Raw genomic sequence first — 13,527 nt, 5'->3', positions numbered from 1 at the left:
TCATGTCAATGTGACCGAGCTTGACCCGGCAAGGGGGCGTTCATAGGTTTGACCCATGCTTCCCGGGCGCGATTCTCAACCGCCCTTTTGTCTCAACCGAACGAGGTACTCACATGGCCGTTGGCAAGGTTTCTGACGCCGATTTCGAAGCCGAAGTGCTCAAGGCGACCGGGCCGGTGGTCGTCGACTTCTGGGCCGAATGGTGCGGACCCTGCCGCATGATTGCGCCCGCTCTCGATGAGATTTCCGGCGCGATGGGCGACAAGGTCAAGATCGTGAAGCTCAACGTCGACGAGAGCCCGAAGACCGCGTCGAAGTACGGCGTGATGTCGATCCCGACCCTGATGATCTTCAAGGGCGGCGAGATGGCGTCCCGTCAGGTCGGCGCCGCGCCGAAGGCCAAGCTGCAGCAGTGGATCACCGCTGCGGTCTGATCTGTTTCGAATTAGCTGATTTGTGCAAACGGCCGGCGAAAGCCGGCCGTTTTGTTTACCTGATCCATCCGATCACCAGCGCTGACGCGAGCTCGGCCTGGCCATTGCGCCGTGCCAGCGCGACCATCGCCGCGTGATCGTACGGGATGTGGCGGAAGGTCACGTCCCAGCCGTCACCGACCCGTTCAAGGATCGCGTAGCGCGCATCGGGCGAACCGGCCTCGACGACATGCGGATGCGGCTTGCCGGCGCGATAGCCGGGCGAGCCGACGCTGCCGGGATTGACGATCAGCCGCCCATCGCGAAGCCGCACGGCTCGCGCGGTATGGGTGTGCGCGCACAGGATCAGCGATTGCGTCACGCCGGCCGCCCTCGCCTCGATCGATTCCAGCGTCGACATGCAGACTTCGCCGCCCGGCAATACCGTCTCGAGCCAATAAGTCTCGTCGTCCTGCGGTGTCGCGTGACACAGGAAAACCGCGTCGCGATGGATCGCATTCGCCGGCAACGTGCGCAGCCAGTCGAGATGCCGCGGCTCGAGCTGGGTATAGGTCAACCGTTCCCAGGAGCCCATTTTCTCGTGCGGGCGGTCGATCAGATAGCGGTCGTGATTGCCAAGCAGATGGACCGCATCGAGCTCCATCAACATGTCGACGGTCGGCCGGGCATCGAGCGGCCCGCTCACCATGTCGCCGAGATCGACGATGTCGGAAATGCCCTGCGCCCGGATATCCGACAGCACCGCTTCAAGTGCGAGATGGTTGCCGTGGATGTCGGCGATCGCAGCAAAACGCATGGTGTCTCGTCCTCCCACATGCGCACCGCATCCGGGACGCGGGACCACTTATGCAGGAGGCGTGCCGTTGGCCGCAAGCACAGGACCAGCCAGGTACAGCGAGCCGGTGATCAGGATGCGTGGCGGCACCTCGTAGGCCAGCGTGGCAAGCCGTTGCAACGCAGCGTCGACGCCGGATGCGATCTCGACCCGCATGCCGAGCGCACGCGCGGCATCGGCGAGCTTGTCGGGCGCCATGCCGTTGTCGCGGCCGGGCACCGGGACCGCGATGATGTGGCGCGTCAGCCCGGCGAAATTGGCGAGGAATGCATTGGCATCCTTGTTGGCCATCATGCCGGCGATCACAACGAGCGGCCGCGACACCCGCTCCTCGAGATCGCCGAGCGCCGCCGCCGCTACGCGGCCGCCCTCGGCATTGTGCCCGCCGTCGAGCCAGACCTCGGAGCCCTGCGGTCCCTGGCAGACGAGGCTGCCTGAGACCAGCCGCTGCATCCGCGCCGGCCATTCGGCATTGACGATGCCGGCCTCGTAGGCCGCGATGTTGAGCTTGAACGTGTCGATCGCACGCAGCGTCGCGATCGCGAGGCCCGCATTGTCGAACTGGTGCCGGCCGAACAGCTTTGGCGCGGCGAGATCCATCAAGCCGCGCTCGTCCTGATAGACCAGCCGGCCACGCTCGACGCCGACATGCCATTGCTGGCCGGCTGCATGCAGCGGCGCGCGCATGCGGTTCGCCTCCGCCTCGATCACGGCCATCGCATCCGGCGCCTGCTCGGCGCAGACCACCGGCACCTTGCGCTTGATGATCGCGGCCTTCTCGCCGGCGATCAAAGTCAAGGTATCGCCGAGGAACTCCATGTGGTCCATGCTGACCGGCGTAATCACCGAGGCCAGCGGCGTCTCGACCACATTGGTGGAATCCAGCCGGCCGCCGAGGCCGACCTCGAGCAGCGCAACGTCGGCCGGATGCTTCGCGAACAGGCAGAACGCCACTGCCGTCTCCATCTCGAAGATGGTGATGGGATTGCCGGCGTTGATGCGCTCGCAATGCTCGAACGTCGCGCGCAGCTCGTCGTCACCGACAAGCTTGCCGCCGCCAGCGGCACCCAGCCGGTAGCATTCGTTGAGCCGCACCAGATAGGGCGAGGTGAAGACGTGCACGCGGAGGCCGGCGGCTTCGAGAAGCGCGCGCAGATAGGCGATCGTCGAGCCCTTGCCATTGGTGCCGGCGACATGGATCACCGGCGGCAGCTTGCGCTCGGGATGATCGAGCCGCTCCATCAGGCCGCGCATGCGATCGAGGCTGAGATCGATGCGCTTCGGATGCAGCGCCGATATCCGCGCGATCAACGCCTCGAACGAGGGTTGCGATGGGGCGCCGCTTGCGGTCACGCGTGCGGCGCGGCCGGCACCGTCTCCGGGGCCGTGACGATCTGGGCCGGCTCGGTGACCGCGACCGTGGGCTTGGACGCGGTCTCAAGCGCCGGCGCCCTGGTCAGCAGGCGGCACAGCCGCGCCAGCGTTGCCTTCATCTCATGGCGGTGCACGACCATGTCGACCATGCCGTGCTCGCGCAGATATTCGGCGCGCTGAAAACCTTCCGGCAGCTTCTCGCGGATGGTCTGCTCGATCACGCGCGCGCCGGCAAAGCCGATCAGCGCGCCGGGTTCGGCGATCTGGACGTCGCCGAGCATCGCATAGGAGGCTGTCACGCCGCCGGTGGTCGGATTGGTCAGCACGACGATATAGGGCTGCTTCGCCTCGCGCAGCATCTGCACGCCGACCGTGGTGCGCGGCATCTGCATCAGCGACAGGATGCCTTCCTGCATCCGCGCGCCCCCGGATGCGGCGAACACGATGAAGGGCGACTTCTTCTCGACCGCGAGCTCGAGCCCCCGCACGATCGCTTCACCGGCAGCCATGCCGAGCGAACCGCCCATGAAATCGAAATCCTGCACCGCAACCACGACGCCGGTACCTTCCAGCTTGCCGTAGCCGACCTTGACCGCTTCGTTCAGGCCGGTCTTGGCCCGCGCATCCCTGATCTTGTCGACATATTTGCGCTCGTCGCGGAATTTCAGCGGGTCGGCGACGACGTCAGGCAGCGCGACGTCGAACCAGGTCTCGTTGTCGAAGATCGACTTCAACCGCGCCACCGCGCCCATGCGCATGTGGTAGTTGGAGCCGGGGATCACGAACTGGTTGGCCTCGACGTCCTTGTAGAACACCAGCTGCCCGGAATCCGGGCACTTGATCCAGAGGTTTTCCGGTGTCTCGCGCCGCAGGATGTTGCGGATCTTCGGCCGGACGACGTTGGTGAGCCAGTTCATGGTTCGCTCCGAAATGCGGGTTGGTCCCGCACCAGCTGGATATATGGCGGGCCGGGCGAACCCGGCAAGCCGCCGTCTGCGGCCTTGTTGCCGCAAAATGTGGCTTATTCAGCGGCCTGTTTGGCGCCCCGGACCCCCTGCGCCAGCGCGGACACCAGGTCCGCCACCGCGTTCACGGTCTTCGGCGTCGCGCGGCCCTCGGCATCGAGATTGGCGCGCACCACATCGACGATCGCGGTGCCGACCACGGCGCCATTGGCGTTCTCGGCGATCGCGCGCGCTGTCTCCGGGGTGCGGATGCCGAAGCCGACGCAGACCGGCAGCTTGGTATGCCGCTTGATGCGGGCGACCGCTTCTGCAACCGCGCTCGAATCCGCCGTCGCAGCGCCGGTGATGCCGGTGATCGAGACGTAATAGACAAAGCCCGAGGTGTTCGCGAGCACCGCCGGCAGGCGCTTGTCGTCGGTGGTCGGCGTCGCGAGGCGAATGAAATTCAAACCGGCCTTCAGCGCGGGGATGCAGAGCTCGGTATCTTCCTCCGGCGGCAGGTCGACGATGATCAACCCGTCGACGCCGGCCGTCTTGGCGTCGGCGAGGAAGCTCTCGACGCCGTAGATGTAGATCGGATTGTAGTAGCCCATCAGCACGATCGGCGTCGTGTCGTCGTCCTTGCGGAAGTCGCCGACCATCGCCAGCGTCTTGCGCAGCGTCATGCCGCCCTTGAGCGCGCGCAGGCCGGCGGCCTGGATCGACGGGCCGTCGGCCATCGGATCGGTGAAGGGCATGCCGATCTCGATGACGTCGGCGCCGGCCTTCGGCAGCGCCTTGAGGATGTCGAGCGAGGTCTTGGCGTCGGGGTCGCCGGCCATCACGAAGGTGACGAAGGCGGAGCGGCCCTGCTGCTTCAGCTCGGCGAAACGTGCGTCGATACGGGTGGTCACTTCTGCCTCGCCTTCAAGATGTCGCCGACCTGCGGCACGTCCTTGTCGCCGCGGCCCGAGAGATTGACCACCATCAGGTGATCCTTCGGCCGCTGCGGCGCGAGTTCGGACAGTTTCGCGATGGCGTGCGCGGATTCCAGCGCGGGGATGATGCCTTCGAGGCGCGACAGCAGCTGGAATGCGGCCAGCGCCTCCTCGTCGGTCGCCGAGAGATATTTGACGCGGCCGGTTTCGTGCAGCCAGGCGTGCTCGGGGCCGATGCCGGGATAATCGAGGCCGGCCGAGATCGAATGCGCTTCCTCGATCTGGCCGTCGGCGTCCATCAAAAGATAGGTGCGGTTGCCGTGCAGCACGCCGGGACGCCCGCCGGCGAGCGAGGCGGCATGCAACTGCGTCAGCCCGTGACCGGCCGCCTCGACGCCGAAGATCTCGACCGAAGGATCGTCGAGGAACGGATGGAACAGGCCCATCGCATTGGAGCCGCCGCCGATGCAGGCAATCAGCGAGTCCGGCAGGCGGCCCTCGGCCTCCTGCATCTGCGTACGCGTCTCGTGGCCGATGATCGACTGGAAGTCGCGCACCATCATCGGATAGGGGTGCGGACCCGCAACCGTGCCGATGCAATAGAAGGTGTTGTGCACGTTGGTGACCCAGTCGCGCAGCGCGTCGTTCATCGCATCCTTCAGCGTGCGCGCGCCCGACTGCACCGGGACGACCTTGGCGCCCAGCATCTCCATGCGGATCACGTTGGGCTGCTGCCGCTCGACGTCGACCGCGCCCATATAGACCACGCATTCGAGGCCGAAGCGCGCGCACAGCGTCGCCGTCGCCACGCCATGCTGGCCGGCGCCGGTCTCGGCGATGATGCGCTTCTTGCCCATGCGGCGCGCGACCATGATCTGGCCGAGCACGTTGTTGACCTTGTGCGAACCGGTGTGGTTGAGCTCCTCGCGCTTCAGATAGATCTTGGCGCCGCCGAGATGCTCGGTGAGCCGTTCGGCGAAATACAGCGGCGAGGGCCGGCCGACATAGTCCTTCAGATAGACATTCATCTCGGCCTGGAACGCCGGATCGGCCTTGGCGTCGGCATAGGCCTTTTCGAGATCGAGGATCAGCGGCATCAGCGTTTCCGCGACGAAGCGTCCGCCGAAAATGCCGAAATGCCCGCGCTCGTCGGGGCCGCTGCGGAAGGAATTGGGCAGGTTTTGATTCATCGAACCATCAGTTCTTGGGTCGTTCTTTGGGTTGTGCGTGCGGCGCGGATGAAGGCGCGGATCAGCTCGGGATCCTTGACGCCCGGCGTGCGCTCGACGCCCGACGACACGTCGACCCCGCCGGCGCGGGTGACGCGGACAGCTTCAGCGACGTTGTCGGCATTGAGCCCGCCGGAGACCATGTAGGGCAGCGCGAGATCGAGATTTTCCAGCAGGTGCCAATCGAACGGCGCGCCAAGACCTCCCGGTCGCGTGGCATCCTTCGGCGCGCGGGCATCGAACAGGATGCGGTCGGCAACGCCGGCATAGCCCGGCAGCGGGGCGAGGTCGGCAGCGGTCTCGACCGGCAGCGCCTTCATCAGCGGCAGGCCGAACTTCTGCTTGATGTCGCGCAGCCGCGCGGTGGTTTCCTTGCCGTGTAATTGCAGGATATCCGGCCGCAGCGTCTCGACGATGTTTTCCAAGGTCGCGTCGTCGGCATCGACGGTCAGCGCGACCTTCACGGCGCGGCCCTTGGCGCGGCTGCCGAGCTCGCGCGCGGTCTCGAGGCTGATATGGCGCGGTGACGGCGGGAAGAACACGAACCCCACCATGTCCGCGCCGCCCTCAAGCGCGACGTCGAGCGTCTCGCGCGTGGACAGGCCGCAGATTTTGACGAGCAGGGGCATGGTCTCGAAACGGGTCTCAGAACGGGTTTTCGGGCGTCCGGAACAGGGCTGAACCCGGTCCGACGGGGCGGGTTCTACAACGTCGCACCCTGCTTGTCTCGCCCATTGGGCCCGTAAAACCCTGATAGGACCGGGGCCGAACGACGCTGCGCGTCGTCCCGGGAGGCAGCCGCCCTGAGGTCGGCGAGCTCGGCGCGGACGTGGCGGGCGTCGGCCTCGTGCTGCCGGGCGGCGCGGCGCCAGCGCCCTTGCTTGAACCAGGTTCCGATGCCGCCGGCGATCACGCCGAGAATGGCGGAAGCGATGATGACGACGAACAGCGGCAGTGTGACCGCAACCGTCGGCGTCACAGAGTTGAAGGGATCGAACGACACCGTCACCCAGTGACGGTTGGCGACGGCGAAGATGATGAAGATCAGTCCGAGCGGAATGACGACCACTGCCGTGAAGAACTTTCGCATGACCATCTCTCGCCGCGATGGAGAAAGTGCGGGCACATCGCCCGCAGCACGGCAACGCCGGACGTCGGGCTAGGCGTCAGCTTTGGACGCGTCGATCTTGGAGGCTCCCGCCTCAGCCTCGTCGCGATTGAGGCGCTCGCGCATTTCCTTGCCGGTCTTGAAGAACGGCACGCTCTTCTGGTCGACCGGCACATGCTCGCCGGTACGCGGATTGCGGCCGGCACGAGCCGGGCGATGCTTCACCGAGAATGCGCCAAAACCACGCAGCTCGACGCGGTCGCCACGCGCCAGCGCCGCGACGATTTCATCGAGAATCGCATTCACAATGTTCTCGACGTCCCGCTGATAGAGGTGCGGGTTGTGCTCGGCGATACGCTGAACAAGTTCGGATTTGATCATCGAAAATGGGATCCGGGCTCTTGCGGAAACCCATTTCCGTGAAAATGCCGTGCACTGTCAAGACGCTAAATCGATTTAGGACGCCGTGAAATCGCGTGACAAATAACCCAATTGGGGCATGCGGCGATTCCCGCAGAGCGGGAATACCCTGATCGGCACGCCTTTCGCTCTCGACTAGTCGGTTCCTCCGGGAGTCCACAGCGCCAGCATGCCGTCGAGCCCGAATCGGTCGACCGCCTGGGCCACTCCACCCTGCTCGATCCGCCGCGCGATGCCGCCAAGGCCAAACGCATCGAGCGTCATCGACGCCGCGGTGCGCAGGAAGGTCAGGTCGCTGAATCGCGGATTAAGCTTGTAATTGCGCACCGGCAGGTCGCTTTTGACCTTCTTCTCCGCGACCAGCCAGGCGATCGCGGTCTTTTCATCCCCGAGCTGATCGATCAGCTTGAGATCGACCGCCTGCCGGCCGGTGAAGACGCGGCCATCCGCGACCTTCTCCAGCAGGGCGTCATCCATGCCGCGCCGTTCCTTCACCAATCCACGGAACCATGCATAGGAATCCTTGACCAAGCCGTCGATCGCAGCGCGGGCCTCCGGGCTGGTCGGCTCAAAGCCGTTGGGCGCCGCCTTCAGCGGCGAGGATTTGATTTCCTCCATCTTCACACCGACGGTCTTGAGCAATTCGGACACGTTGGGAAACTGGAAGAGCACGCCGATCGAGCCGACCAGCGAGGTCTGCTGGGCGACGATATGGTCGGACGCGATCGCCGTGATGTAGCCGCCCGAGGCCGCCAATCCCTCGACCACGACGACAAGCGGCTTCTTCGCCTTCAACTGCATCAGCGAATCGTAAAGCTGCTCGGAGCCCGCGGTGGTGCCACCGGGCGAATTGATGTGCACGACAACCGCCGCATAGCTCGACTTGCCGAGCCGCTCCAGCGCCTCGACGCGCTCCTGGTCGCTGCGGATCAGTCCGTCGATATTGATCCGCGCGATCGCGTTCGACGTCGAGAAGGCGCCGCGTCCGCCGGACGCGATCACGCCCACGCCGACGATGGCCGCGATTGCAATGACCGCGGCGGCGACGCGCCAGAATGTCAGCTTGCGCCTGATACGGCGGCGGTCGACGATCACGTCTGAATCCAGCGACATCCGATCTCTCCAGAAATAGTCAGCGCGCAATCCGCGCGTTTTGCCGTCGCAGCGTCACTATCAGCTTAGCCAAATACATCAATTGCGACGCAATATGAAGAAAACAAGGCCCGCGACATCGCCGACATTAGTAGCTCGGATGAAGCGCAGCGTAATCCGGGGCCGGCATCCACGGCGGTAGCGCTCCCGGATTTAGCCGCGCTTCATCCGGGCTACGGGCATTCCCAAAGCAAAAGGGCCCCGGCTTTCGCCGGGGCCCCGATGTTCGCCTGAACGAGACGAATGCTTACTTGTCGGTGCCGCGGTTCTTCAGCGCGGTGCCGAGGATGTCGCCGAGCGTCGCTCCCGAATCGGAGGAGCCGTACTGCGCGATGGCTTCCTTCTCTTCGGCAACTTCCAGCGCCTTGATCGAGACCTGCACCTTGCGGGCCTTCTTGTCGAACTGGATGACGCGGGCATCGACCTTCTCGCCGACGGCAAAGCGTTCGGCGCGCTGGTCGTTGCGATCGCGGGCCAGCTCGGACCGCTTGATGAAGGTGGTGAACTCGGTGCCCGAAATCCGGACCTCGATGCCGCTCTCCTTCACTTCGAGCACTTCGCAGGTCACGACCGCGCCCTTCTTGACGTCGCCCGGCTCGGCGAAGGGGTCGCCTTCGAGCTGCTTGACGCCGAGCGAGATACGCTCCTTCTCGACATCGACGTCGAGCACCACGGCCTTGACCATGTCGCCCTTCTTGAAGTTGTCGATGACCTGCTCGCCCGGAAGCTTCCAGTCGAGGTCGGAGAGGTGGACCATGCCGTCGACATCGCCCTCGAGACCGAGGAACAGACCGAACTCGGTCTTGTTCTTGACCTCGCCCTCGACCACCGAACCGACCGGGAACTTCTCGACGAACACTTCCCACGGATTGCGCATGGTCTGCTTGAGACCGAGCGAGATGCGGCGCTTGGCCGAATCCACTTCGAGAACCTGCACTTCGACTTCCTGCGAGGTCGAAACGATCTTGCCGGGGTGCATGTTCTTCTTGGTCCACGACATCTCGGAGACGTGGATCAGGCCTTCGATGCCCGGCTCGAGCTCGACGAACGCGCCGTAGTCGGTGATGTTGGTGACGCGGCCGGTGAAGCGGGCACCCAGCGGGTACTTGGCTTCGATGCCCTGCCACGGATCATCCAGCAGCTGCTTCATGCCCAGCGAGATGCGGTGCGTCTCGTGGTTGATCTTGATGATCTTGACCTTCACGGTCTGGCCGATGGTCAGCACCTCGGTCGGGTGGTTGACGCGGCGCCAGGCGATATCGGTCACGTGGAGCAGGCCGTCGATGCCGCCGAGATCAACGAACGCACCGTAATCGGTGATGTTCTTGACCACGCCGTCGATCACCTGACCCTCTTCGAGGTTCTGCACCAGTTCCTGGCGCTGCTCGGCGCGGGTCTCTTCGAGAACCGTGCGGCGCGACACCACGATGTTGCCGCGGCGGCGGTCCATCTTGAGGATCTGGAACGGCTGCGAGTTGTTCATCAGCGGCGCGACGTCGCGGATCGGACGAATGTCGACCTGCGAGCGCGGCAGGAAGGCCACCGCACCGTCGAGGTCGACCGTGAAGCCGCCCTTGACCTGGTTGAAGATGACGCCGTTGACCTTTTCGTTGTTCTGGAATGCCTTCTCGAGCTTGCCCCAGCTCTCCTCGCGGCGCGCCTTGTCGCGCGACAGCACGGCTTCGCCGAGCGCATTCTCGATCCGGTCGAGGAACACCTCGACTTCGTCGCCGACTTTCAGATCGCTTTCACGGCCGGGGCCGGCGAATTCGCGCAGCGCAACGCGGCCTTCGGTCTTCAGGCCGACGTCGATGACGGCCATGTCCTTCTCAATTGCAACCACCTTGCCCTTGATGACCGAGCTTTCCTGCAGATTGCCGCCGGCAAAGGATTCATCAAGCATCGCCGCGAAGTCGTCGCGGGTGGGGGTATAGGAAGACACAGTATTCGAAGCCATTTGTTCTCCAAATGCGGGATCTTGCCGGCCGTTCGGGTTGATGGGCGCACCGCGCGTGAAGTGTCAGGGTTCCGCAAGCCCTGACGACCGCTTATTGCAGGAGGTGCAACAGCGGGCCGGCAGCAAGACTGCACGTTCGGTACGTTTGAATTGTCGGGAGCCTGAAACGAAAATATCGACTTCAAGACCTGGGAGCGGGCGTTCCTCCAGATGCGGCGAGGGCTCAAACCCGGCGCCGGCCCGCTCAGACACGGCCTCGACATCGTCGATGCTGCTCCGAACGGCGCTGATATAGCCCTGCAAGCCGTTTTCGGCAAGCAGGAAATGCCCCATTTTGCTGGGTTTTCGGGCCGAAAGGGCCCTTCGAAGCCGACGATTCTAGCGCCGGGCGCGCGCCGCCTCGACGATGGCGATGGCGGCACGGACGCCGGCCTCGATGTCGAGATTGGAATTGTCCAGCGTGTGGGCGTCCGCCGCCGGCCGCAACGGCGCAACGGCGCGGTTCTTGTCGCGCTCGTCGCGCTTGAGGATGTCGGCCAGCACCGCCTCCTCGTCGGCGTCCTCGCCGCGGGCGCGGGCCTCCAGGGTGCGCCGCCGCGCCCGCACGCGGGGGTCGGCGACCACGAAGATCTTCACGTCGGCATCCGGGCAGATCACGGTGCCGATATCGCGTCCATCCAACACCGCACCGGGCGGATCGGCGGCGAACTGGCGCTGGAAGCTGACCAGCGCCTCGCGCACCCTCGGAAAGGCCGAGACGACGGATGCGCCCTCGCCGACCTTCTGGGTCTTCAGGATCGGATTGCCGAATTTCTCGGGATCGAGCTCGAGCGCGACGGCCACCGCCAGCGCTTCGTCGTTGAGGTCGGCGCCCTGCGCCATCATCGCATAGGCCACCGCGCGGTAGATCACGCCGGTGTCGAGATGGCGGTAGCCGTAGTGGTGGGCGAGCCGCTTGCCGAGCGTGCCCTTGCCGGAGGCGGCGGGTCCGTCGATGGCGATGATCATGCGAAGTCAGCTCCGAGCGCGCGCATCATCGGAATGAAATCCGGGAAACTGGTGGCGATGAAGGCAGTGTCATCGACCTTCACCGGCCGATCCGAAGCACAGCCCATCACCAGCGCCGACATCGCGATGCGATGATCCATATGGGTGGCAACAAGGCCGCCGCCTGGAACGTGGCCGCGACCCTCGACGATCAGATCATCGCCGGAAACCTCGACCTTGACGCCGTTGACGCGCAGCATGTCCGCGGTGGCCTCGAGACGGTCGGACTCCTTGACGCGCAGCTCCTGCAAGCCGCGCATGATCGTGGTGCCCTCGGCATACGCCGCCGCGACCGCCAGCACCAGATACTCGTCGATCATCGATGGCGCACGCTCCGGCGGCACCTCGACGCCCTTCAGCTTCGAGGCCCGCACGCGCAATTGCGCCATCGGCTCGCCGGCATCGCTGCGCACATCGCTCGCCTCGATCGAGGCGCCCATTTCGCGCAATGTGGTGAACAGGCCGGTCCGCAGCGGATTGGTCATCACGTCGGAGAACACGACGTCGGACCCTTCGACAATCAGCGCCGCGACGATCGGGAACGAGGCCGAGGACGGATCGGCCGGCACCACGACCTGCGCGCCGTGCAGCTCGGGCTCGCCGTTCAGCGAGATCCTGCGGCCGTGGCTGCCCTCGTTCTCCGTGGCGATCTCGGCGCCGAAATGCTTCAGCATCAGCTCGGTGTGGTCGCGGCTCGCCTCCTGCTCGATGACCGTGGTGATGCCGGGCGCGGACAGGCCCGCCAGCAGCACCGCCGACTTGATCTGGGCCGAGGCGACCGGGGTCTTGTAGACGATCGGCACCGGATAGCGAGCGCCGTGCAAGGTGAGCGGCAGCCGGCCGCCCTCCCTGATGTCGCTGGTCCGGGCGCCCATTAGCTCCAGGGGATCGAGGATCCGGCGCATCGGCCGCGTACGCAGCGAGGCGTCGCCGTCGAAAATGGCCGCGATCGGGCAGCCGGCCACCGCGCCCATCACCAGCCGGCAGCCGGTGCCGGAATTGCCGAAATCGAGCGGGGCCGTGGGCTGGGCGAAGCCGCCGACGCCGACGCCGGCGACCGACCAGGTAAAGGGCGCCGTCCGCTCCACCTTGGCGCCCAGCGCGCGCATGGATTTGGCGGTATTGAGGACGTCCTCGCCCTCCAGAAGGCCGGAAATGCGGGTTTCGCCGACCGAAAGCGCCCCGAGGATCAGGGCACGGTGGGAAATCGATTTGTCGCCGGGAACGCGGACCTTGCCGGCCAGGGGGCCGCAAACGCGCGATTCCAGCGGGGTCGGGGTGTCGGAATGAGCCAAGATTGTGTCCTCTCGCGCCGCGGCAGGTATCACATAGGCAACACCGCGTCACGCGCCCGTCACTTGCGCGCAAACCGCTATTGACAGCGGCTCCTCAACTAGCCAAGTGAAGCACCGTTTTTCAGCAAAATTCTGGGATGACCACGTTGGCTAAGTCCGAGCTCGGAACCAAGCGCATTTGCCCGACCACGGGCAAGAAGTTCTACGACCTCAACAAGAATCCGGTGATTTCGCCCTACACCGGTGAGGTCGTGCCGATCGCGCCTGTCGCCCCGCCGCGGGGCCGTGGCGCCACCGTCAGTTCGCCTGCGACCGCCGCCGAGATGCCCGAGGCGGCCGAGACCGAAGAGTTGGTCTCGCTCGAGGAGGCCGATGCCGAGGAGAACACCGGCAAGGTCAAGGCCGTGGTTCCCGAATCCGAGGACGATATCGAGGTCGATGAGACCATCGACGACGATGACGACGACGATTCGACCTTCATCGCCGACGAGGAAGAGGGCGATGAGGACGTGACCGACATTATTGGTGACGTCGGCGGCGACGAAGAGACTTGAGATCGGCGCCGATCTATGATCAACGGTGCTGCCGCGCGAGTCATCTAGGCCGCGCGGCCGGGATTGATCCCCCAGGATCATCCCAACTGGATAAGGGGCCATAGCTCAGCTGGGAGAGCGCTTGCATGGCATGCAAGAGGTCGGCGGTTCGATCCCGCCTGGCTCCACCACGCTTCGCCCTTCGGGCTACGCGTGGCGCAGCCACGAGTTGCCTGAAGGGCGAAGCGTGGTGTCCGGCGT

At 65.2% G+C, this 13,527-nt stretch carries 14 protein-coding genes and 1 tRNA gene; 3 read left to right on the top strand and 12 right to left on the bottom strand.

Going from position 1 to position 13,527, the window contains the following annotated elements:
* The first annotated feature begins 113 nt into the window (after positions 1–113).
* Positions 114–434 carry a thioredoxin gene (gene trxA / locus Q0030_RS18985; RefSeq protein ID WP_016847387.1) on the top strand — a complete coding sequence of 107 codons (321 nt, stop codon included), beginning with the start codon at positions 114–116 and terminating at the stop codon, positions 432–434.
* 55 nt (positions 435–489) lie between these two features.
* On the opposite strand, the gene Q0030_RS18980 is transcribed toward trxA, so the two are convergent.
* From Q0030_RS18980 to aroA, 12 genes are all read right to left on the bottom strand, one after another.
* Entirely contained in the window at positions 490–1,230 is a 741-nt protein-coding gene (locus tag Q0030_RS18980) for a metallophosphoesterase (RefSeq protein WP_298370163.1), read from the bottom strand.
* Between the two features lie 48 nt (positions 1,231–1,278).
* The gene (locus Q0030_RS18975; protein WP_298370749.1) at positions 1,279–2,523 is read right to left on the bottom strand and encodes a folylpolyglutamate synthase/dihydrofolate synthase family protein; all 1,245 of its coding nucleotides are present in this window, start codon (positions 2,521–2,523) and stop codon (positions 1,279–1,281) included.
* 95 nt (positions 2,524–2,618) lie between these two features.
* Positions 2,619–3,560 carry an acetyl-CoA carboxylase, carboxyltransferase subunit beta gene (gene accD, locus Q0030_RS18970; RefSeq protein WP_298370160.1) on the bottom strand — a complete coding sequence of 314 codons (942 nt, stop codon included), beginning with the start codon at positions 3,558–3,560 and terminating at the stop codon, positions 2,619–2,621.
* A gap of 104 nt (positions 3,561–3,664) precedes the next feature.
* Positions 3,665–4,501 (bottom strand): tryptophan synthase subunit alpha, encoded by an 837-nt coding sequence (trpA, locus tag Q0030_RS18965; protein WP_298370157.1) that lies wholly within the window; start codon positions 4,499–4,501, stop codon positions 3,665–3,667.
* Entirely contained in the window at positions 4,498–5,715 is a 1,218-nt protein-coding gene (gene trpB / locus Q0030_RS18960; protein WP_092120781.1) for a tryptophan synthase subunit beta, read from the bottom strand. Before trpB ends, trpA begins: the two co-directional genes overlap by 4 nt.
* Entirely contained in the window at positions 5,712–6,383 is a 672-nt protein-coding gene (locus Q0030_RS18955; RefSeq protein WP_298370151.1) for a phosphoribosylanthranilate isomerase, read from the bottom strand. The genes trpB and Q0030_RS18955 overlap by 4 nt, the downstream gene beginning before the upstream one ends.
* A gap of 74 nt (positions 6,384–6,457) precedes the next feature.
* Complete coding sequence (locus Q0030_RS18950; protein WP_298370148.1) at positions 6,458–6,844, bottom strand: LapA family protein; 387 nt, start codon at positions 6,842–6,844, stop codon at positions 6,458–6,460.
* A gap of 69 nt (positions 6,845–6,913) precedes the next feature.
* Positions 6,914–7,243, bottom strand: a complete 330-nt coding sequence (locus tag Q0030_RS18945) for an integration host factor subunit beta (protein WP_298370145.1) — start codon at positions 7,241–7,243, stop codon at positions 6,914–6,916.
* 174 nt (positions 7,244–7,417) lie between these two features.
* Entirely contained in the window at positions 7,418–8,395 is a 978-nt protein-coding gene (gene sppA / locus Q0030_RS18940; RefSeq protein ID WP_298370142.1) for a signal peptide peptidase SppA, read from the bottom strand.
* Between the two features lie 286 nt (positions 8,396–8,681).
* Complete coding sequence (rpsA, locus tag Q0030_RS18935; protein ID WP_298370140.1) at positions 8,682–10,391, bottom strand: 30S ribosomal protein S1; 1,710 nt, start codon at positions 10,389–10,391, stop codon at positions 8,682–8,684.
* Between the two features lie 378 nt (positions 10,392–10,769).
* Positions 10,770–11,399 carry a (d)CMP kinase gene (cmk, locus tag Q0030_RS18930; protein WP_298370137.1) on the bottom strand — a complete coding sequence of 210 codons (630 nt, stop codon included), beginning with the start codon at positions 11,397–11,399 and terminating at the stop codon, positions 10,770–10,772.
* Entirely contained in the window at positions 11,396–12,733 is a 1,338-nt protein-coding gene (gene aroA / locus Q0030_RS18925) for a 3-phosphoshikimate 1-carboxyvinyltransferase (RefSeq protein ID WP_298370134.1), read from the bottom strand. Before aroA ends, cmk begins: the two co-directional genes overlap by 4 nt.
* 146 nt (positions 12,734–12,879) lie before the next feature.
* Between aroA and Q0030_RS18920 the strand changes: the two genes are divergently transcribed.
* Both Q0030_RS18920 and Q0030_RS18915 read left to right on the top strand, forming a co-directional pair.
* Positions 12,880–13,287 carry a TIGR02300 family protein gene (locus tag Q0030_RS18920; protein WP_029082481.1) on the top strand — a complete coding sequence of 136 codons (408 nt, stop codon included), beginning with the start codon at positions 12,880–12,882 and terminating at the stop codon, positions 13,285–13,287.
* A 94-nt stretch (positions 13,288–13,381) separates the two neighbouring features.
* Positions 13,382–13,457 (top strand) — tRNA-Ala (locus Q0030_RS18915).
* Positions 13,458–13,527 lie beyond the last annotated feature (70 nt).

The organism is uncultured Bradyrhizobium sp., from assembly GCF_947648125.1.
Lineage (GTDB): Bacteria > Pseudomonadota > Alphaproteobacteria > Rhizobiales > Xanthobacteraceae > Bradyrhizobium.
The sequence above is the reverse complement of the archived record's forward strand: the minus strand, read 5'-3'. Positions and strand labels throughout refer to the sequence as shown.

Excerpts from the sequence above, each read along its gene's own strand:
- accD (WP_298370160.1), bottom strand. The coding sequence starts at position 3,560 with ATGAACTGGCTCACCAACGTCGTCCGGCCGAAGATCCGCAACATCCTG.
- Q0030_RS18975 (WP_298370749.1), bottom strand. The coding sequence starts at position 2,523 with ATGCGCGGCCTGATGGAGCGGCTCGATCATCCCGAGCGCAAGCTGCCG.
- Q0030_RS18945 (WP_298370145.1), bottom strand. The coding sequence starts at position 7,243 with ATGATCAAATCCGAACTTGTTCAGCGTATCGCCGAGCACAACCCGCAC.
- trpB (WP_092120781.1), bottom strand. The coding sequence starts at position 5,715 with ATGAATCAAAACCTGCCCAATTCCTTCCGCAGCGGCCCCGACGAGCGC.
- sppA (WP_298370142.1), bottom strand. The coding sequence starts at position 8,395 with ATGTCGCTGGATTCAGACGTGATCGTCGACCGCCGCCGTATCAGGCGC.
- Q0030_RS18955 (WP_298370151.1), bottom strand. The coding sequence starts at position 6,383 with ATGCCCCTGCTCGTCAAAATCTGCGGCCTGTCCACGCGCGAGACGCTC.
- trxA (WP_016847387.1), top strand. The coding sequence starts at position 114 with ATGGCCGTTGGCAAGGTTTCTGACGCCGATTTCGAAGCCGAAGTGCTC.
- cmk (WP_298370137.1), bottom strand. The coding sequence starts at position 11,399 with ATGATCATCGCCATCGACGGACCCGCCGCCTCCGGCAAGGGCACGCTC.
- rpsA (WP_298370140.1), bottom strand. The coding sequence starts at position 10,391 with ATGGCTTCGAATACTGTGTCTTCCTATACCCCCACCCGCGACGACTTC.
- Q0030_RS18950 (WP_298370148.1), bottom strand. The coding sequence starts at position 6,844 with ATGCGAAAGTTCTTCACGGCAGTGGTCGTCATTCCGCTCGGACTGATC.
- Q0030_RS18980 (WP_298370163.1), bottom strand. The coding sequence starts at position 1,230 with ATGCGTTTTGCTGCGATCGCCGACATCCACGGCAACCATCTCGCACTT.